The 19498-nt window shown below is 62.2% G+C and carries 20 protein-coding genes and 2 pseudogenes; 10 read left to right on the forward strand and 12 right to left on the reverse strand.

All coding sequences use genetic code 11. The features are described from left to right. Positions 1–1068 precede the first annotated feature (1068 nt). The gene (locus L3X40_RS17570; protein ID WP_026002374.1) at positions 1069–1980 is read left to right on the forward strand and encodes a replication initiation protein; all 912 of its coding nucleotides are present in this window, start codon (positions 1069–1071) and stop codon (positions 1978–1980) included. Positions 1981–2032: 52 nt separating this feature from the next. Here the strand turns inward: L3X40_RS17570 and L3X40_RS17575 are convergent, their stop codons facing one another. The 3 genes from L3X40_RS17575 to L3X40_RS17585 form a co-directional block, all read right to left on the reverse strand. Beyond that, positions 2033–2299 (reverse strand): hypothetical protein, encoded by a 267-nt coding sequence (locus L3X40_RS17575; protein ID WP_017183077.1) that lies wholly within the window; start codon positions 2297–2299, stop codon positions 2033–2035. A gap of 25 nt (positions 2300–2324) precedes the next feature. Then, on the reverse strand, positions 2325–2960 hold the full coding sequence (locus tag L3X40_RS17580; RefSeq protein WP_017183076.1) for an AAA family ATPase: 636 nt from the start codon (positions 2958–2960) through the stop codon (positions 2325–2327). Positions 2961–3029: 69 nt separating this feature from the next. After that, complete coding sequence (locus L3X40_RS17585; RefSeq protein ID WP_017183075.1) at positions 3030–3674, reverse strand: transcription elongation protein SprT; 645 nt, start codon at positions 3672–3674, stop codon at positions 3030–3032. A gap of 416 nt (positions 3675–4090) precedes the next feature. On the opposite strand from L3X40_RS17585, the gene L3X40_RS17590 reads away from it, so the two are divergent. The 3 genes and pseudogenes from L3X40_RS17590 to L3X40_RS17600 all read left to right on the forward strand — a co-directional run. Further along, positions 4091–4372 (forward strand): type II toxin-antitoxin system RelB/DinJ family antitoxin, encoded by a 282-nt coding sequence (locus tag L3X40_RS17590; RefSeq protein ID WP_007684554.1) that lies wholly within the window; start codon positions 4091–4093, stop codon positions 4370–4372. Further along, positions 4341–4661: a type II toxin-antitoxin system YafQ family toxin gene (locus L3X40_RS17595; RefSeq protein WP_021246202.1), complete on the forward strand. Its 321-nt coding sequence runs from the start codon at positions 4341–4343 to the stop codon at positions 4659–4661. The genes L3X40_RS17590 and L3X40_RS17595 overlap by 32 nt, the downstream gene beginning before the upstream one ends. Before the next feature lie 104 nt (positions 4662–4765). Next, positions 4766–4988, forward strand: a pseudogene (locus L3X40_RS17600) (histidine phosphatase family protein); the annotation flags it as partial. A 37-nt stretch (positions 4989–5025) separates the two neighbouring features. On the opposite strand, the gene L3X40_RS17605 reads toward L3X40_RS17600, so the two are convergent. Both L3X40_RS17605 and L3X40_RS17610 read right to left on the reverse strand, forming a co-directional pair. Beyond that, complete coding sequence (locus L3X40_RS17605) at positions 5026–5289, reverse strand: hypothetical protein (RefSeq protein ID WP_007684562.1); 264 nt, start codon at positions 5287–5289, stop codon at positions 5026–5028. Positions 5290–5441: 152 nt separating this feature from the next. Then, on the reverse strand, positions 5442–5990 hold the full coding sequence (locus L3X40_RS17610; protein WP_007684564.1) for a TetR/AcrR family transcriptional regulator: 549 nt from the start codon (positions 5988–5990) through the stop codon (positions 5442–5444). A gap of 167 nt (positions 5991–6157) precedes the next feature. On the opposite strand from L3X40_RS17610, the gene L3X40_RS17615 reads away from it, so the two are divergent. The 5 genes and pseudogenes from L3X40_RS17615 to L3X40_RS17635 all read left to right on the forward strand — a co-directional run bounded on the left by L3X40_RS17615 (position 6158) and on the right by L3X40_RS17635 (position 14309). Continuing rightward, positions 6158–7309 (forward strand): efflux RND transporter periplasmic adaptor subunit, encoded by a 1152-nt coding sequence (locus L3X40_RS17615; RefSeq protein ID WP_026002373.1) that lies wholly within the window; start codon positions 6158–6160, stop codon positions 7307–7309. A gap of 6 nt (positions 7310–7315) precedes the next feature. After that, entirely contained in the window at positions 7316–10498 is a 3183-nt protein-coding gene (locus L3X40_RS17620) for an efflux RND transporter permease subunit (RefSeq protein WP_037466956.1), read from the forward strand. A gap of 2 nt (positions 10499–10500) precedes the next feature. After that, positions 10501–11970: an efflux transporter outer membrane subunit gene (locus L3X40_RS17625; RefSeq protein ID WP_017183071.1), complete on the forward strand. Its 1470-nt coding sequence runs from the start codon at positions 10501–10503 to the stop codon at positions 11968–11970. Next, positions 11960–12727 carry a TetR/AcrR family transcriptional regulator gene (locus L3X40_RS17630; protein ID WP_017183070.1) on the forward strand — a complete coding sequence of 256 codons (768 nt, stop codon included), beginning with the start codon at positions 11960–11962 and terminating at the stop codon, positions 12725–12727. The genes L3X40_RS17625 and L3X40_RS17630 overlap by 11 nt, the downstream gene beginning before the upstream one ends. 284 nt (positions 12728–13011) lie before the next feature. Then, positions 13012–14309, forward strand: a pseudogene (locus L3X40_RS17635) (IS701 family transposase). A 45-nt stretch (positions 14310–14354) separates the two neighbouring features. Here L3X40_RS17635 and L3X40_RS17640 read toward each other — a convergent pair. The 7 genes from L3X40_RS17640 to L3X40_RS17670 all read right to left on the reverse strand — a co-directional run bounded on the left by L3X40_RS17640 (position 14355) and on the right by L3X40_RS17670 (position 18474). Further along, positions 14355–15452, reverse strand: a complete 1098-nt coding sequence (locus L3X40_RS17640) for an IS630 family transposase (protein WP_007683624.1) — start codon at positions 15450–15452, stop codon at positions 14355–14357. Between the two features lie 63 nt (positions 15453–15515). Then, positions 15516–16478, reverse strand: coding sequence for a tyrosine-type recombinase/integrase (locus tag L3X40_RS17645; protein ID WP_007682488.1), 963 nt, complete (start codon positions 16476–16478; stop codon positions 15516–15518). Continuing rightward, entirely contained in the window at positions 16478–16876 is a 399-nt protein-coding gene (locus L3X40_RS17650; protein WP_007682491.1) for a hypothetical protein, read from the reverse strand. Before L3X40_RS17650 ends, L3X40_RS17645 begins: the two co-directional genes overlap by 1 nt. Beyond that, positions 16873–17178 (reverse strand): hypothetical protein, encoded by a 306-nt coding sequence (locus tag L3X40_RS17655; RefSeq protein WP_007682492.1) that lies wholly within the window; start codon positions 17176–17178, stop codon positions 16873–16875. The genes L3X40_RS17650 and L3X40_RS17655 overlap by 4 nt, the downstream gene beginning before the upstream one ends. Then, positions 17178–17567, reverse strand: a complete 390-nt coding sequence (locus tag L3X40_RS17660; protein ID WP_007682494.1) for a type II toxin-antitoxin system VapC family toxin — start codon at positions 17565–17567, stop codon at positions 17178–17180. The genes L3X40_RS17655 and L3X40_RS17660 overlap by 1 nt, the downstream gene beginning before the upstream one ends. After that, positions 17564–17812, reverse strand: coding sequence for a type II toxin-antitoxin system VapB family antitoxin (locus tag L3X40_RS17665; RefSeq protein ID WP_007682496.1), 249 nt, complete (start codon positions 17810–17812; stop codon positions 17564–17566). Before L3X40_RS17665 ends, L3X40_RS17660 begins: the two co-directional genes overlap by 4 nt. 146 nt (positions 17813–17958) lie before the next feature. Then, the gene (locus L3X40_RS17670) at positions 17959–18474 is read right to left on the reverse strand and encodes a GNAT family N-acetyltransferase (RefSeq protein ID WP_237366774.1); all 516 of its coding nucleotides are present in this window, start codon (positions 18472–18474) and stop codon (positions 17959–17961) included. Positions 18475–18653: 179 nt separating this feature from the next. Here L3X40_RS17670 and L3X40_RS17675 point away from each other — a divergent pair. Further along, positions 18654–19414 (forward strand): IS5 family transposase gene (locus tag L3X40_RS17675; RefSeq protein WP_237366775.1). Its coding sequence is split into 2 segments (ribosomal slippage): positions 18654–18987 and positions 18987–19414, totalling 762 coding nucleotides; the frame shifts between segments, so codons are not numbered across the junction. Positions 19415–19498 lie beyond the last annotated feature (84 nt).

A 19498-nucleotide genomic window follows, 5' to 3' on the forward strand; every position in this document is an offset into this window, starting at 1 on the left:
GAATAGCATCTGCTGGCATCGTACCGGATTTGTTCGCCCTTAGCGTGCAGATACGTCACTTTCGTGTAGTCACCCCATGACGCTCCATCTCTGGCTTCAAACCTAGAAAGATGGTCGCTCTCTGCCAAATTACAATCACAATGCTATCGTATGTATAGCAGTACGATTGCGTATCGCTATAGCATGAAGGCATATCCCTCGCTGGGAGAATCGCGCCCAAGCGCGGAAAATCGGCGTCTGGCGCATGAAAGGTGAGTTTTGGGGTATGGACTCACCGTTGGCGATCGACGCCCAGGCATTGACGCGGCGGGTGATACCACGAGGATATTCACCCGCGAAGTTTGTCGCCCAGGGAGGCCGTGAAGCGCTGCTTGGAGCTTGACCCTTCAAACCCCTCCCAGAAGTCCGTAACAAGGCTGAGCGGCCCGGAAATCGTCCCTATAGCGACGTTTCGGCCTCCCCTGTCCTCTCGATTGGATCGCCTCCTATCCGCCTGGCTTTTCTGGAAAGCCAATCTGCGACGTTTCCGTTGGGCGCTATGATTGGGCGAAGGGAGCAGCGTTTGAACAGTCATCAATCAAAAAACAAATAGCGTGTCGGCGAAGCCGGCTCATCATGGGGATGCCGGGTGCGAGGATCGCTTTAGCGATCCGGGGCGGCCGTAGGCCGCGAGCCGGCGGGGCGAAGCCCCAAGAGGCGGCGCTTTTCTTCTTTTCCGGAGCTGTGGGTGCGTTGAGCGCCAAGTTACCCACAGGCAAGGCTACCCCAAAACTCACCGTTCGCCTTCTGATTCAATAATTCTTCTTAGATTCAAGATTCAGGGGTCTGCAAACCCGCAGAAAACCTAAGAAAGTGCCCGTGAAAAGTGAGTGTTGGGGTCGAGTCGCGTGAGTTTTGGGGTGGCCTTTGGTGAGTTTTGGGGCCGGTAAAAGTGAGTGTTGGGGTCGAGTCCGGTGAGCTTTCGGGTAGCCGCCTGATCGACGGTGAGTTTTGGGGTATCTCCTCACCGTTCAGCGAACGGCGAGTTTTAGGAATTGCCTGGCTCACCATTGCTGCTAAGGTGAGTGCATGTCCCACGCAACCTCACCTTTGAACGGCGCGAAGGCACAGCTTGCCCTGGTCGATACCCCGGCCCGCACCCTCGCGCAAAAAGGGCGCGGAAATCCGTTCGATCCGGCCAATTATGGGGAAATCGTCAAACCCGGCGAACTGGTCGATATTGTCGAGTTGACCCCCCTCACCCTCGCCGATCGCCGAATCTACAATCTGTTGATCGCCAACGCTTGGGAGCGCATCGGCGAGCCGGTCATCCATCGCATCGCCAAGACGGCGCTCAAGGGCACGCACCAGGGCAATGAGCGCATCGAAAGCTCGCTGCTGCGCCTGATGGGCACCATCGCGATCGTCACCATCCGCAAGGCCGGCAAGAGCTACAAGCGCCGCGTCCAGCTCCTCGGCCCCAGCGACGAAAGCCTCGAAAAAGACGGCTTCCTGCACTATCGTATCCCCGAGGAGCTGATCGAGATACTGCGCAACAGCGAGGTCTATGCACGCCTCAAGACGCAAGTGATGTATTGTTTCGAGTCGAAATACGCGCTGTGCCTCTATGAGATGATCGAGCGCCGGATCGGCCTCGAATACAAGCAAAGCGAAGAATTCACGATCGCGGAGCTGCGCGGGCTGCTCAACGTGCCCGAAGGCAAGCTCGAACGCTTCGCCGATCTCAACAAATATTGCCTCAAGGTCGCCCAGGAGGAAATCAACAAGCTCTGCCCCTTCTATGTCGATTTCACGCCGATCAAGAAGGGCCGCAAGGTCGAAAAGGTCGCGATGCTGTGGATGTCCAAAACATCGAGCGGCCGCCGCGACGCGCAAAACCTGATCGATCAGCACAGTATCGTGCGACGGGCGAAGATGCGTGGCGGCATCCCCGAAATGCCGGTACTGGTGGATTTCAACCTGCCCGCCGCCGAACGGTGAGCCCCTACCCCAAAACTCACCTTTGGCGCGCCGTGCTACGATCCGCTGCGCTTCACCCTTCGCCGGCGTCGAGCGCACGGCTGACGGTGAACTGAATCCATGCGCTGCGGCTGATGCCGCGCCGCTTCGCGGCGCTATCGACCTTCGCCAGCAAGGCGCGGTCGAAGCGCAGCATGACCGGCGCCTTGCGCGGCCCATCCTCGTCCGCCGCTGCGATCGGCGGCGTCGCCGGCTTCGCGGCCCCGGCAATGAAGGCGTCCGCCGCATCGTCATCAATGGGCGGCTTCGGATTGCTGTTCGGTTTACGAGCGATAGCCATCGCACTTCACTCCGCTATCATCATGCTATACAAACACCGCACCTATCAGCGCGGTCAGCTCATCGACTGCCTTGGCGTCGCGCGGGGATTGCTCCAGCACCCCCCTGCCCTCGGCCGCCGCGTTCGGGAACGCCTTGCGGCGCACGATCGATGTGGGCAGCACCTCGATCCCCTCGATGTCGCCGATCATCTGCAATGCCGCCTCATTGTCGCCGCCCTGCGGGTCCGCGCCATTGAGGATCGCAACGGCGCGCAGCCCCTCGTTGATCTCGCGCGCCTCGGCCACCAGCGTCGCGACCTGATCGAGCGCCCATACATCGAAGCTGCGTGGCTGCACCGGCACCAGCAACGTGTCGGCCACGGTGAGCGCGGCGCGCAGCGAGCCGGTGTCGCGCCCACCCACGTCGATGATAATATCGTCATATTTGGGCGCGAGCTGGCGGACCTGGCTGCGCAGCGCAGCGCCGGTAAGGGCGACGGCGGTATAACCGGCTTCGCCAAGACCTTCGGTGCGAAGCTGGGTGAAGGTGAGGGCGGTTCCCTGCTCGTCGCCGTCCACCAGCAACAGGTCGCGGCCGGCAAGCGCGCGGGCCACCGCGAGGTTGACCGCGAGCGTGGTCTTGCCAACGCCGCCCTTTGTGTTCCCGACTACCAATATCATAGTGCCCTCACTCTGCCTGCTATCGTTAATCGAACCAGCATGATCTGTCCATCACAGTGATATACATTTCTAAGGCCGCTCACTCTCCGGCGCTGGATCGTCATCCTCGTCAAGCGGATCGTGCCGCATGGCCCCATGGTCCTCGATCGGGCAAAGCGGCGCTCCAGCCTCTTCCAGCCATTTGCGCGCGGTCCTGACGGTATAGCCGCACGTCACGCACTCGCATTTGAGCATCCGGGGTTTCTGCTTCTTCGGCGCGGTGGACTCGCCGTCCGTATCGAGACGGGCATGGGGGAGGGGGCCAGCAACATCGAGGATCGGCACGATGGCGGCAAGGAAGGCATCGCCGGGCGTGGTGGCACGCATCGGCCCGACCAACCCCAGCCCAAGCGCGACCCGTTTAAACGCCTTCCCATGCCCTGCCGGGATGCCGACAGCGGCATGGACCAGTTCATGCGCGAGGATGGCCGCGATCTGTGCCGGCATGGCGTCGGGCGCATGGGCAAGGTCCGGACGGATGAAGATTTCAAAATGGCCGTCCGCGCTCAGCCGGTTATCCCAGCACTCGCCGATCGCCTTGCCCTTGGCTCCCGCGCTGGTGAAGCCGATCGCCACGCGCACCCGGTCGGGCAGGGGAGCTTCCAGCGCCTCAAAGAGCGGGGCCATGCCCGCCGCCACCCGATTGAGCCAGCTTTCCCGGTTGTCGTGGGTCATCGTCTCTATTCCCTTCAGATCGCCTGTCCGGCGATGGCCATGCCATCGGCCGGAACACGGACGCCCAAGAACGCCGGCGAGAGAGGGGGGCAGCGGGAATCGACGGGGTGGAGCGGGCGCAGCGAGGCCCAGCCGAGCGAGCCACGGCCCGTCTATTCCCGTTGCTGGGGAGAGGGGGGGCGGAACGTCCTCTCCCCACTGAACAAACGACATGCCGGCCAGCGCCGGCACCTTGTCCCCGAGATCCGCGCACGCGATCTCGCCCGCCATGTGGATCGTCACCGAATGGCCAAGACCGCGTGCGGGCTTGGGGAGCGCAGCGACTAGAGCCACGGTGCCGCGCAAGCGGCAGGCGCACAATGGTTGTAATTGTAGCTCAGTTGAGCTACATCGAACACGGATCACAGGAGGTTCTTATGGCCGCTACCGCTTTCGTGCGTGCGCGCATCGACGAAACATTGAAGGATGAAGCCGCCGCCGTCCTGGCCGAACTGGGGCTGACCGTATCCGATGTGGTCCGCATGACGCTCACCCGGGTCGCGAAGGATCATGCCTTGCCGTTCGAGCTGAAAGTGCCGAACGCCGAAACACGGGCAGCCATCGAAGCCTCTCGCGCCACGATGAAGGCCCGCCGCGCCCGTTTCACCGATCCTCAGGAAGTCTTTGATGCCCTCGACCAAGAAGCCCGCCAGCAGTAAGCGCGCCTCGCTCCCCCGAGAGGCGTCTTATGAAAAGCGGTTCGCGAAGGATTGGGAGCGGTTGTCGCGCAGCGGGCGCTACAACATGAAGCAGCTCAAGGAAGCGATGATGCTCCTCATCGCCAACGACGCGCCGCTTGGCCCGGAATGGCTGGACCACGCCCTCAAAGGCGATTGGAGCGATCATCGCGAGTGCCATATCGGCGGCGACTTCCTGCTCATCTACACGATCGAGGGAAATCTGGTGAACTTCGTGCGCGCCGGCACGCATTCGGAACTGTTCGAATAGCCTGCCGCTTCCTGGCGAACACAAGAAAAGCAAGCGAAGCGCTACTGTTTGGCTATCTTTTGTATATCGCTTGGATAGCGCTCGCCAGCAATGAAGGGGAAGCCATGAAGGCCATATTCATCCGCCACGGCGAAAGCACCGGCAATGCCGGCATGCCCTGTCACGATCTGGCGACGATCGAGGCCACGAACAGACGCGCCAGGTTACCGCGAGCTTGCCCGAAGCCGACCCCGCAGTATCACGTCACCTATACCCGCACCCGGCAGAGCGCCGCGCTGCTGATCGCGTTTCCCCGCCGTGCGGGTCGAGACGTGGCCCATAGGAGAGAGCTTTAAAACAATCCTGCGATGCAGCGATGGACGCCTCAGTTCACCTGACGCCGGTGCTTGCCACCATACTTCTTGCCGCAATAGTCATCCAGTTCCCGCATCTCGTTCACGGCGGCGGCGACCAGCGCGGTGGCGCAGGACAGACCGCTGTCCGGTGTAGCCATCCGGGCCTCCACGCGATTTCGCAGTTCCTCGATGTCGGCGCGCGACAGGACGTTCTTTTCTCGCAAATAGCAGATCAGGCTTTGCAACAGGATCATTGCCTTGTCGCCGGGGGCCACATTATCGTTGTTCATCATCTTTCCGGTATCCTCTGGAGCGACCGTATTCCTCGGCCTGTAATGAGAAGATGATATGATGCTGAACAATTGTCCAGTGCCCGGGGACCTTCAGCTCACCAAAATGCCAATCGAGCTGCGCCAGCCTTGGTCCGCGCGCACTGAGCAGGTCCTCAATTGCACATTGCGGCGAGTTCCCGGCGGAACAGCGACGCCATGTAGTGGCGCAAGATTTTGTGGTCTCGGTAAGGAAACAGCTCGGCCCCCGCTACCATTCCCCAGGACATGGTGATGATGAAGTCCACCACCGTTGATCTGTCCTGTGGAGATGCGCCCGGCGCCAAAGAGGCCAGCGCCGCTCCCAGGCTGGTGCGCAGCCGGACATCCGCCTTGCGATTGATCTCGGCGATGATCGGGTTACACCCCACTGTGGCCACGAATTCGCACATCATGCGGCGATTTTCATGCGATGGCTCATCGATGGCGATTCGCTCGATCCAGGCGAGGATACCTTCGCGATCCCCCACCGCGACCGCCGTCTCCAGCGTCTCTTCCTCGAGCCATTCAGCAAGGTCGGCTTCGCAGATGGCGGCAATGATCGCCTCCTTGTTGGCAAAGTCCCGATAGATCTGCCCCACCGCGATGCCGGATGAACTGGCGATTTGGGCCATCCCGGTCTGATGGAATCCGCGTTTGACGAAGAGATCGCGGGTCGTGGCCAATATATGCTGCCGCCGCGCCGCAGAGCGGGGTCCCCGCACTCTTGCGACCGAATTGTTTTTTGCCACCATACCTCCCTAGCTTGCATTCGATGCTGCGGCGCAATAAAGAGCCGCTGATCGTGAGTGATCATTCGCTCTCGTGATAACTTGGTCAACGGGCAAGCTCTATGAAAAAATGCACTCCATTCATCGCGCTACTTATTACTGCATGCGGTGGAGGAGGGCAGCAGGGGGTCGCCGGCCCGCCGGAGGTGGGGGTGGTTACCGTCCGCGAGCAGACCGTGACGCTCAGCAGCGAGCTTCCGGGGAGAACCAGCGCTTTCGAAGCTTCCGACGTGCGCCCGCAGGTCAACGGCCTGATTCTCAAGCGTCTGTTCACCGAAGGCGATCAGGTGCGCGCGGGACAGGCACTTTACCAGATCGATCCCGCTCCCTACGAGGCACAGGTCGCGAACGCGCGCGCCGCACTCGTGCGGGCCAGATCCTCAATCGCATCCACAGCCGCTCTGGCCCGCCGCTACAATGATCTGGTCAAGATAAACGCGATCTCGCGCCAGGAGGCGGAGAACGCAGTCACCAGCGCGCAGCAGGCCGAGGCTGACGTGTCAGCGCAGCAGGCGATGCTGCGCTCGGCGCAAATCGACCTGGCGCGCACCACGATCCGCGCACCGATCTCCGGCCGCATCGGTCGCTCGACATACACCATCGGCGCGCTCGTCTCCGCTTCGCAAACCGACCCGCTCACCACGATCCAGCGGTTGGATCCGATCTTCGTGGACATCCAGCAGTCGAGCGCCGATGTGCTGCGCCTGCGCCAGCAATTGCTTTCCGGTGACATATCGCGCGGTAGTGGCGCGGCGCAGGTGAAGCTCAAGCTGGAGGACGGCAGCACTTATCCGGAAAAGGGCGTGCTCAAGTTCACTGACGTCACCGTCGATCCCACAACTGGCAGCCAGATCATCCGCGCTCAGTTCCCTAATCCGCGCGGTCTGCTTCTTCCGGGAATGTACGTACGGGCCGAATTGGTCGATGGCACGAAGAGCAACGGTTTGCTCGTGCCCCAGGTCGCCGTGTCGCGTGACGAGAAGGGCAATCCTACCGTCCTCATCGTCGGTCCGGAAAACAAGGTGGAGATGCGCAAGATCACCGCGCCGCGCACGATCGGAACCAGCTGGCTCGTCACCAGCGGGCTGAAGCCGGGGGAGAAGATAATCGTGGATGGTGCGCAAATGTTGCGGCCCGGCATCGCAGTCAAGGCGGTGCCGGCCCAGCAGGGAAGTGACCAATCCGGTCAGCGACCTGCGCAGCGGGGGCAGTAACCGACCATGTCCCGCTATTTCATCGACAGGCCCATCTTCGCATGGGTCATCGCCATCGTCCTGATGATGGCCGGCGCGATTGCCATCCGCAGCCTGCCGATCTCGCAGTTCCCCGAGATCGCGCCACCGACCGTCACCATCAGCGCCACTTATCCGGGCGCCGACGCCGAGACGCTCGAACGCACGACCACGCAGATCATCGAGCAGCAGCTCAAGGGCATCGACAACCTGCGCTACTTCTCGGCGCAGTCCTCGTCTGCCGGGCGCGTGACGATCACCCTTACCTTCGAGCAGGGCACCGATCCCGACATCGCCCAGGTCCAGGTCCAGAACAAGCTCCAGGCCGCGACCGCCCTGCTCCCGCAGGAAGTCCAGCGCCAGGGCGTGACCGTCGCCAAGTCGGCGGCCAGCTTCCTGCTCATCACCGCGATCTATTCCGAGGACGGCACTCACACCGCCAACGACCTTTCGGACTACATCGTCAGCCAGATCCAGGATCCGGTCAGTCGCATCAACGGCGTGGGCGAACTACAGATATTCGGCACCCAGTACTCGATGCGTATCTGGGTCGATCCGCTCAAGCTGCGCAGCTACAATCTCACCATCGCCGACGTCAGCACTGCCGTCTCCGCGCAGAACGCGCAGGTTTCAGCCGGTCAGATCGGTCAGTTGCCGGCGTCCAAGGAACAGCAGCTCAACGCAACCGTCTCGGTCCAGTCGCGCCTGCAGACGCCTGAGCAGTTCGGCAACATCCGCCTGCGCACCACCGAAGGCGGGGCCGTCGTGCGCCTGCGCGACGTGGCTCGGGTGGAACTCGGCGCCGAAATCTACGGCTTCGATACGCAGTATAACGGCAAGCCCGCATCGGGCTTCGGCGTGAAGCTGGCATCAGGCGCCAACGCGCTTGACACCGTGGACGCGGTGAAAGCCGAAGTGCAGAAAATCGCCACGGGCTTCCCCTCGGACGTCAAGGTCGCCTTCCCTTACGACACGACCCCGTTCGTCCGCCTTTCGGTCGAGCAGGTGATCCACACGCTGGTCGAGGCGGTCGTGCTCGTGTTCCTCGTCATGTTCCTGTTCCTGCAGAACTGGCGCGCCACGATCATTCCCACCATCGCGGTCCCGGTCGTGCTGCTCGGCACCTTCGGCATGATGTCGATGCTGGGGTACTCGATCAACACGCTGACCCTGTTCGGCATGGTCCTGGCGATCGGCTTGCTCGTCGATGACGCGATCGTGGTCGTCGAAAATGTCGAACGCCTGATCCAGGAAGAACATCTGTCGCCAAAGGAAGCGGCGCGAAAATCGATGGACGAGATCAGCGGCGCACTGATCGGTATCGGCATGGTGCTGTCGGCCGTGTTCCTGCCGATGGCCTTCTTCGGCGGATCGACCGGCGTCATCTATCGCCAGTTCTCGATCACCATCGTCTCGTCGATGGCGCTTTCGGTACTGGTCGCGCTGATCCTCACCCCGGCGCTGTGCGCCACGATCCTCAAGCCCCACGATCCCGGCAAGAGCGAAGGGGACGGCCCGCTCGCCCGCTTCTTCCGCTGGTTCAACGACAAGTTCGATCGTGGTACCCGCAAGTACGAGGGCGGCGTGCGTCGCACCGCCAACAGTTGGAAGCGCTCGGGCTTCGTCTATCTGATGATCGTGGCGGCCATGGGTCTGATCTTCATGCGTCTGCCCGGCGGCTTCCTCCCCGAGGAAGACCAGGGTACAATGTTCGCGTTGGTCCAGGCTCCTCCGGGCGGCACCTTGCCGCGCACGCAAAAGGCGCTGGACGTGGTGCGCGACCACTTCCTCAAAGACGAGAAGGCAGCCGTCGATTCGGTCTTCACGGTCAGCGGCTTCTCCTTCAACGGCCAGGGCCAGAACGCCGGCCTGGCCTTCATCAAGCTCAAGGACTGGAAGGACCGCAGCAGCTCCGAGAACAAGGCCCAGGCCCTCGTGGGTCGCGCAATGGGCGTGTTCTCCAAGTATCGCGACGCCACGATCTTCGCCCTCATGCCGCCCGCAGTGCAGGAACTCGGCAATGCGACCGGCTTCGACTTGTGGCTGGTGGACAACACCAACATGGGGCACGAAAAGCTGCTCGGCGCGCGCAACCAGCTCCTGGGCATGGCGGCGGGCGACAAGCGCGTCGCGCAGGTCCGCCCGGTCACTCTCGACGACGCTCCGCAGCTCGCGGTGGACATCGATCAGGACAAGGCCGGCGCCCTCGGCCTCGACCTGGGCGCGATCAACAGCGAGATTTCCAGCGCCTGGGGCAGCGCCTACGTCAACGATTTCCTCGACCGCGGCCGCACCAAGCGCGTGTACATCCAGGCAGACGAGGCCTATCGCTCCTCACCCGAAGGCATCGAGAATCTCTACGTGCGCGGCACGAGCGGCGAGATGGCGCCGTTCAGGGCCTTCTCCACCCTGTCGTGGAAGACCGCGCCCGTCATCCTGAGCCGCTACAACGGCAAGCCCGCCATGCAGCTGCAGGGTGCGCCGGGCCAAGGCCTGAGCACTGGCGACGCGATGAACGCCATCACCGAGATGCACGGCAAGCTGCCGCCGGGCACTGGCCTGGAATGGACCGGCCTGTCTTACGAGGAACGCCTGAGCGGCGGCCAGGCACCAATGGTCTATGCCCTGTCGCTGGTCATCGTCTTTCTGTGCCTCGCGGCGCTCTATGAGAGCTGGTCGGTGCCGATCGCGGTCATGCTGGTCGTGCCGCTCGGCGTGATCGGCGCGGTCCTCGCCGCGATGCTGACGGGCCTCAACAACGACATCTACCTGCAAGTCAGCCTGATCACCACGATCGGCGTCTCGGCCAAGAACGCGATCCTGATCGTCGAATTCGCCGAGGAGCGGGTACAGTCGGGGATGAACGCCTTCGACGCGGCGATGGAGGCGGCCCGGCTGCGTCTCCGCCCGATCCTGATGACCTCGCTCGCCTTCGTGTTCGGCGTGCTGCCACTGGCGGTCTCGACCGGCGCGGGCGCGGGCGGCCAGAACGCGATCGGCCGCGCGGTGGTGGGCGGCATGCTCTCTGCCACGATCTTCGCAATCTTCTTCGTGCCGATGTTCTTCGTGATCGTCGCCCGCCTGTTCAAGCACGGACAGACCGACAGCAAGCCGCACGATCCCGACGCAGAAGAGCCTCACGCTGGCCGCGTGCAGCCGCAGGAAAGCTGAACATGAAAAAGTCGATCCTCATCCTGCTTGCCGGAACCACGCTGCTGGCCGGGTGCAACCTCGCCCCGAAGTACGAGCGGCCGGCCGGCGCGGTGCCGGTGGCGCTACCCCAGGGCGGCGTCTACCCGGCCGCACCCACCGATGCGCAGGACGTCTCGCGCATCGGCTGGCGGGACTTCTTCCTCGACGACCGCCTGCGGCAGGTCATCGAGACGGGCATCGCCAACAACCGCGACTTGCGCATCGCCGCCGCCAACGTCCAGCAAGCGCGCGCGCAGTACCGCGTCCAGCGCGCCGACCGGCTGCCCACCGTCAACGCCACCGGCACCGCGACGTACACCAATAACCTCGCGAGCATGGGCGGCGGCGCCGGCTCGAGTAGTTCCGACATCGAGGTCTACCAGGCGACCGTGGGCCTTTCGGCTTTCGAGCTGGACCTGTTCGGCCGCGTGCGCAACTTGTCGCGCGCCGCGCAGGAGCAGTACTTCGCCAGCGAGGAGGCGCAGCGTTCCGCGCGCATCAGTCTCATCGCCGAGATCGCCAATGCCTGGCTGACGATGGCCTCGGACTCCGAGCAGCTGCGCCTCTCACGCGAGACGGCGAAGGCTTTCGAGGAAACCCTGCGCCTGACGCGCGAGCAATTCCGCGTCGGCGTCGGCTCGGAACTGGAAGTGCGCCAGGCCGAGACCAGCTACCAGGGCGCGGTCAACGACATCGCCGCGCTGGAGACGAGCGTGGCGCGCGACCAGAACGCGCTCAACCTGCTGGTCGGCACCACGGTCCCGGCCGAACAGCTGCCCAACGCCTTCGGCAAGGAGCCGACGACGCGCGACGCGCTGCCCGGCGACGTATCGTCCGAAGTGCTTCTGCGCCGTCCGGACGTGCTGCAGGCCGAGCACCTGCTCATCGCCGAGAACGCCAACATCGGCGCGGCGCGCGCGGCGTTCTTCCCCACGATCTCTTTGACGGGCACGCTCGGCACCCTGAGCACCGCGCTGTCGGGCCTGTTCAAGGACGGCAGCTATACCTACACCGGCTCGCCCGGCGCCTCGCTGCCGCTGTTCGACTTCGGCCGCCGTTCGGGCAATCTCGAATATGCCAGGGCTTCGCAGAAGGTGGCCGTCGCGACTTACGAAAAAGCCGTGCAGACCGCCTTTCGCGAAGTCTCCGACGCGCTTGCCCAGCGCGGCCGCATCGGCGACCAGATCCGCGCCCAGACCACCCGCGCCGAGGCAGCCGGCGTCGCCGCCAGGCTGTCCGACGCGCGGTTCCGTTCGGGGGTGGATTCGTTCCTCGTCACCCTCGACGCCCAGCGCACCGCCTATGGCGCCGAGCAGGCGCTGGTCACCACCCGGCTGACCCAGGCGAGCAACCTGGTGGAACTATACCGCTCACTCGGCGGCGGACTGGCGGACGAGCCTCTGCATGGGGAGGCAAGGAACGGAGAGATCGACACGAGCGGTGCGCCTTGACGCGCAGCTGACCAACTGGGAGTGCAGTCCGGTGAAGGAACAGCAAGTATCGACGAGTGAAATCAACACACGTCGCCATCGGCGCGAACTTCCCAAAGCCGCCCCCAGATCCAAGGATCGGACATTTCGTCGAAGCCGGCTGATCGATGCCGCCCGAGGCCTCTTCCACGAGAAGGGCTTTGCCGCTACCACCATCGACGACATCATAGAGCGCATCGGTGGCTCCCGAGGCACTCTCTATATCTACTTCGGCAGCAAGCTCGAACTGTTCGAAACCATCGTCAGAGAGGAAGCCGATCGCTTCTCGAAAACCCTCGACGATGCATTTGCGATGGGTGCCGATGACATGGCACTCGAGGAGGCGACGCAAAAGCTTCTCGATCTGGCCCAAAGCGAAGATGCAATCGGCCTATTGCGTATGGTCATCGCCGAGCGGCAAAAGTACCCCCAGATAGGCAACATCTATCAAATGGTCGTATCGCGGGTCAAGGAAGCGGCGCGTCGGATCGTCCGACCGCATCTGCGCTGTGTCACCGGGGAAGCACAGGATTTTCTCGCCGAGATGTTTTTTGCGATCGTCGTCGCCGACACGCAAATGGCCTTCCTTACCGGCACGGCCGATGATCAGCTTGCGCAAGAGCGTGGGAGATGGATCACCCGACACCTTGCGACACTAACGAACCTCTCGGGGGAACCGAACTGCTCCCGCGCAAAAACGGGCCTTTTCAGCCCCTCCAAGACAGCTCCCTCAGTTTGAAATGGACTCGCATGGCGATCGACGATCGCACTCGTTGTCTGCGATGGTTCTGGAAACCATCGTCAGGATGGCTCCCGCAAATTTGCACTTGTAAAACCGTCTTCGCAGGTGCAGCATTCTTATGCCTTTTAGGCATCCTCTCCCAACTCTAGCCGGCGTGACGTCGGCCTCTTTTTGAGAAGGGTCAACATCGCCTAGCACTACTTTGGCAGTTTTGTATTTTTGCGATTCCCAAAAGGCAAAAACCCTGATTCATGGAGAGCCAGCTATCGAAAGGGCTGGTGATGGATACGGAATGGAAAGAGGATCTGGAGGGCTGGCTTGAGCCGTTTCTCATCGCTCTTGGGCACAAGACGCGCCGTCGGATGTGCCCCGCCTACATAGCAGGTCTGATAGGCCCAGGAGACCGTAAGAGCGTTCAGCCGATGGCATCGCGAGCGAGCGAGATCGGCTATGATCAGCTTCATCATTTTGTCGCTGCGGGGGTTTGGGGCAGCGCTCCTCTCGAGAAAGTGCTGGTGCAAGAAGCAGATCGGCTGGTGGGCGATGCAGCGGGATTTCTCGTCATCGATGACACCGCCTTGCCGAAGAAGGGAACCCATTCCGTCGGGGTAGCTCCGCAATATGCTTCATCGCTGGGAAAGACCGCCAACTGTCAGTCCCTAGTCTCGGTGACGCTGGCTTCCCGGGAAGTGCCGGTCATGGTGGGGCTACGCCTTTTTCTGCCTGACAGCTGGACAAGCGATGTTGATAAGATGACGCGCGCGCAGGTTCCCAAAGAGTGTCAGATCGCCCGGACAAAACCAGAGATTGCGATGGAGGAGATCGATCGCGTCATCGCTACAGGTGCCCGCTTCGGCTGCGCGTTGGCCGATGCTGGTTATGGATCCAGCGGGTCCTTTCGCCAGGCATTGACTGACCGCGGCCTGCTCTGGGCAGTGGGCTTGTCGCGGCGTCAGAATGTATATCCGTCTGACGTGGCGCTGATATTTCCGGTCGCTAGCATGGGGAACAAGCGCAAGTACCACATCCCTGATCAACAGCCGGTCTCAGCCGAGACCATGTTGGCTAAGGAAAAATGGAAAAAGGTTAGCTGGCGACGCGGTACTAAGGGAAGACTGACATGCTTGTTCGCCGCTCGTCGTGTAAGGGTTGCTGATGGACATCGCCATCGCATGCTCGATAACCGCGTCCAGGCCATGCCAGGCGATGAGGTCTGGCTTGTTGGAGAGCGCCGTTTGACCGGTGAGCAAAATACTACGTCTCAAATTTACCTGCCGACGCCACCCTCAAAATGCTCGCCGCGACGATCAAGGCGAGATGGATCTGCGAGCAAGCACATCAGCAGCTCAAGGAAGAACTGGGCCTCGATCATTTCGAAGGCCGCTCCTGGGTTGGATTACATCGACATGCATTGATGACAATGATCGCATACGCTTTCCTTCAAGCCCGCCGTCTCAAAGCAGCGGGGCGGAAAAAAAAGAGTCGGGGGGCCGCCGCCACAACCGAGCATGCCAGCTATCCGACAGGCGATCTTGAACATCTTCATAAGGCCTCCGCCACTTCGGTGCCCCCATTGTGAAAAGCTCCTCGTAGACAGGCCTGAACAAAAACTGCCAAAGTAGTGCTAGTCACCTGAATCTGAAGTTCGGCTCATTGTTTTTTGGCAGAATCGTTTGACGGCGGCGAGGATTTCGTCGGCGGATTTGACCCATTTGTAGGGCTTGGGGTTTTCGTTGTGCGCCGCGATGAATGCGGTGATGTCGGTCTCAAGTTCAGCGGTTGATCGGTGGACACCGCGCTGCAACTGCTTGCGGGTCAGTTCTGCAAACCATCGTTCGACCTGATTGATCCAGGACGCCGAAGTCGGTGTGAAGTGAGCATGCCAATGCGGGCGGCGTGCGAGCCAGGCCTTGATCTTTGGCGTCTTGTGGGTCGCATAGTTGTCCATCACGAGGTGGACGTCTGGCCCCTTGGGGATCGCGGCGTCGATCCGCTTGAGGAAGTCGAGGAACTCGGTTGCCCGATGGCGCTTGTAGCATTTCCCGATCACGGCGCCGGTGGCAATGTCGAGCGCGGCGAACAGGGATGTCGTGCCATTGCGGACGTAGGTATGGGTGCGCCGCTCAGGAACCCCCGGCGCCATGGGCAAGACCGGCTGCTCGCGATCCAGCGCCTGGATTTGCGATTTTTCATCCACGCACAGCACGATCGCCCGGTTCGGCGGCGACATGTAGAGCCCGACTATGTCCTGCACCTTGTCGACAAATAGCGGATCGGTGGACAGCTTGAATGTCTCGGACCGGTGCGGCTGCAGGCCGAACGCGCCCCAGATCCGGCGGATGGTGGTGTGTGACAGCCCGGACTTGGCGGCCATGGAACGGATCGACCAATGCGTGGCGTCCTTGGGGGTCGTGTTCAGCGTACGCTCGATCACCTGAGCTACTTGCGTGTCAGATACTGTTCGTGGCCGACCCGCACGATATTCGTCAGTCAGTCCTTCAATGCCAGCCTGCACGAACCGGCGGCGCCATTTGCCAACCGTGTGCTCGTGAACGCCCAGGCGTTCGGCGACTTCCTTGCTCTGCAGCCCTTCTGCACAAAGCAGGACCATCCGGCATCGATCAGAGAGTGAACGCGGCGCTTTGTGGCGGCGGACCTGAGCTTCGAGAAAACGCCGGTCATCTCCGCTCAAGACAACCAAATCCGCCCGTCTGCCCGCCATCACATTAACCTCCGTCTGATCTACAAGGGCTTATACAATGAAGCTTACTTCAGTTCCAGGTGACTAGATCAACACCCGTTCCACCTCATCGAGCGTCACGTCATCGGGCCTCCGATCGTAGAGCTGGGTCGTGCGCGTGGAGCTATGGTTCGCCATCGTCGCGGCCGTCTCCAGCGTGCCGCCGTTCTTCAGGTAAGTGGTAATCCCGGTCGCGCGGAACGAATGGTTGCCGATCGCCGTGCCGATCTCGGCCGCCACCGCGCGTCGGCGCACCATCGCGAACGCATTGGCCTGGGGCAGGGGAGTGTCGCTTAGCCGCTTGGTCCCGCGCGCGATCGTGCGGAACAACGGCCCCTTGGCTTGCGCGCGCAGCTCACACCCGTCGATATAGGCGGTCAGATAGTCCTCAAGATTATGGTGGCAGGGCATTTCGTGCTGCTTGCCGCCCTTTTCGTGCAGCCGCACCCAGAGACGGCGGTTCTGCATGAAAACGTCCTCGACACGCATGGAGAGCGCCGCGCCGATCCGCGCGAACGAATAGACCATCAGCCCGATTAGCGCGCGGTCGCGCAGACCCGCCGGCCCACCCACGTCGATCGTATCAAGCAGCCGCCGCGCCTCGTCGGGGGCCAGCACCGGCGTCTTGCCGCGCCGCTGACTATGCGCCGGCCCGCGCACCGATGCGGCGGGGTTCACCGGCATGACCTGGCCTATCACCAGCCAGTCGAACAGCCGACGCACGCCGGCGAGCTGCTGCTTGACGCTGGGCGCGCTCATCTCGCCTCCCAGCGCCTCGATCCACGCGCCGACGTGGAGCGGCTGCACGGCCCCAAGGGACGTGACCCCGCGCGCCGCTACCCAGGTCAGGAAGTCGCCAGCCGCGCGCGCATAGGCGCGGCGCGTATGCGCGTTGCGGATGGTGACGGCGAAAAACTCCAGGAACCGCAACCGCGCGCGGTCGTCGGCCGACGCGATCAGCGCCGGCAAGGCCAGCGTGGGCGAGGGAAGGGGGGCGAGCTGAGCCATTACCCCTCTCTCCGCCAGCGTGCGGGCGCGGCGCGCGGTTCGACGCGACGGCGCGCCATCTCCGCTTGCACCTGTTCATGGGGAGTGCCCGGCCTCGGATCATCGACCGCCGCCTGCAACAACCGGCGCAGCAACGCGTCGCGCAGATCACGATGCGGCTCCAGATCGCGGAAGTTGCCGACGATCGCGAACACCGCCTCCGAAGGATCGGCGAACATGCCGCGCTCGATCGGTTCCAACAGCCAGTCGGCCAGCGCCGGGGGCAGATAGGCCTCAAACCGCAACCCGCCCGCGCGGGCCTGCTCCCGCAAGCTCTCGGCCTGGGCGCGGGACACGGGATTGTCATACGGGTAATCATCCTCGTCGTGCATGTCGGGGACACCGCCGATCTGGGTCATGGCCGGCCCCGGACATGGGCGGCGGGATCGATGATCGTGATGGCGTCGCGCGAGCCGTTGGCGACGGCATCGGCGATCCCGAAGATCTCGACGCGACCGCCTTCGTTGTAGATGCGTCCCGCCACCGTGCCATGGATGATTGCGCGCGCGCCGGTCTCGATCGTCAGGTTGCCCGTAATTGTGCCGTGGAGGATGAAACGGATGCCCCGATGCAGCGTCGCATCGCCAGCGACCATGCCATAGAGGGCGATATTCTCCTCGATGGCGAAGGGGCCTTCGATCTTGTCGTGCACCGCGCGCATTATGCCGCCGCCTCTATGTCCGTCAGGGCAAAATCATTGCCCTTGAACAACAGCGGCTCGTCGGTCGCCTTGGCCAGCGCATAGGAAAAGCAGTCGCCAAAGTTCAGGCCCGCTTTGTGGCGGCCCTTGCCGAAATCGAGAAACGCCTGTCGCGCCAGTTCGCCATGATCGAGCGTCACCGGTTCGATCGTGATGCCGGCGCGGCGAAAGAAGGCTTCGGTCTGGCGCATCCCTTCGGGACCGAGCTGGCGTTCGATGACCATCGACAGCTCGACATAGCTGGCGACGCTGATGCGGCAGGCATCGGCATCATGGATGGCTTGTGCGAAGGTCGCCGCTTCGGGTTCGCGATAGAGGATCGCGACCAGGGCCGAGGTGTCGAGGATCATTTCGGCAGGCCATTATCGTCATAAAACAGTTCGGCATGATCGACATAGGGGCGCTTCACATGCGTGGCGGCGCGATCGGCGATCGTTAGCAGTTCCGCGACGCTCGCCTTGCTTTTCTGACGCTCGATCCTGGCGAAGCGCTCGCGCAGCGCCTCCGTCACCACGCGGGTCATGCTCTGGCCGGTCGCTTGGGCGATGGCCTGCGCAAGCCGATGGGCTTCAGGGTCTTTAACATTGAGGCTCATGGTCCGCCTTTCTAGAAAATTAGCCACCTTTCTACCATGCAGCGCGCCTAAGGGGAAGAGTGTATGATAAAGGACATTATCACACATAGAACAGGACGTGAATCCATCCATTCGCGCGCATCAGATTTGATCCAAGGTGCTGATGCTCAACACACGTCGATTCGATAATTGGCCTGTGCGTTCCACGAGAGGACCATTCTTCCCGGTCGAGCGCCTGCTTTGTGAGTTGGCGTGAAGCCGATACGTTCGAGAAGCGCCCACGATCGCCGGTTGTCTGGGTGGCACTCCGCTATGATGCGGCGCTCAGGATGAAGAATAGCCAAATCCCTCACCATCGCGCGCACGGCTTCGGTCGCAAGCCCTTTTCCTCGGGCGCCAGTTGAGAACCAGTAACCGACCTCGATTTCTCGATCATGCGTCAGATGCACGCCGATTACCCCTCGAAGGTCCGTGCGCACGCTGTCCCATACCCCGAAAAAACGATGTTCTTGGTTGGAGCCGATGAGTGCTCTCGCATCGGCAACGGTGAACGGCTCGGACAAGAAGTGAATGTGCGAAGTGACGGAGGCGTCGGTTATCGCCTGCAATGCCTCGGCGTCATCTTCCTCAAGTGGGCTGATGCGACAGCGTTGGGTTCGGATAGCATCGAAAGGCTCTGTCATGGTGGTCTCTCCGGAGGCCGCCGCGACGAGTAACGTGGTTCTGGATGACCATGCGCCTCAAACACGGCGGCGATGGTCACGATTGATGACGACATGCCGCTCCCTAGGCTCAGGACCTGTTAAATCGCTTGCGTAGATAGCGATGGATTGATTCAATGGCGGCGCGAGGAGGCGCTGCGATGAGTGATCTGATCTGGTTGTCGGAGGCGCAGATGCGCCGGATTGAGCCGTATTTTCCGCTGTCGCACGGCGTGCCGCGGGTCGATGATCGGCGGGTTATCAGCGGGATCATCTTCGTGATCCGCAATGGCTTGCGGTGGTGCGATGCGCCTTGCGAGTACGGACCGCCCAAGACGATCTACAACCGCTTCATCCGCTGGAGCCGGCTGGGCGTGTTCAACAAGATCTTCGCGGGGCTCGCGGCAAAGGGTGGCAAGCCCGACCGGTTGATGATCGATGCGACCCACCTGAAGGCGCACCGGACGGCGGCAAGCCTGCTCAAAAAGGGGCTGTTCCCCGACGTATCGGCAGAACCAAAGGCGGCCTGAACTCCAAGCTCCATGCCGTGTGCGACGGCAAGGGACGACCGCTGATCATGCTGCTGAGCGAGGGGCAGATGAGCGATTACAAGGGCGCGGCTCTGATGATTGATGCTTTGCCAAGAGCCAAGGTCCTGCTCGGCGATAGGGGCTACGATGCCGACTGGTTCCGCACCGCCCTGGCAGACCGCAAGATCACCCCCTGCATCCCGTCAAAATCGAACCGGAAGGTGCAAATCCCGCATGATGCAGCGCTCTATCGCCAGCGTCACAAAATCGAGATCATGTTCGGCAGGCTCAAAGACTGGAGGCGCATCCACACCCGCTACGATCGCTGCGCCCACACCTTCATGTCCGCAATCTGCATCGCAGCAACCTTCATCTTCTGGATCAATCAATGAGTCCTGAGCCTAGTCACCTGAATCCGAAGTTCGCTTCATTGTTTTCTGGCAGAAGCGTTTGACGGCGGCGAGGATCTCGTCGGC

This window comes from Rhizorhapis sp. SPR117 (genome assembly GCF_021742065.1).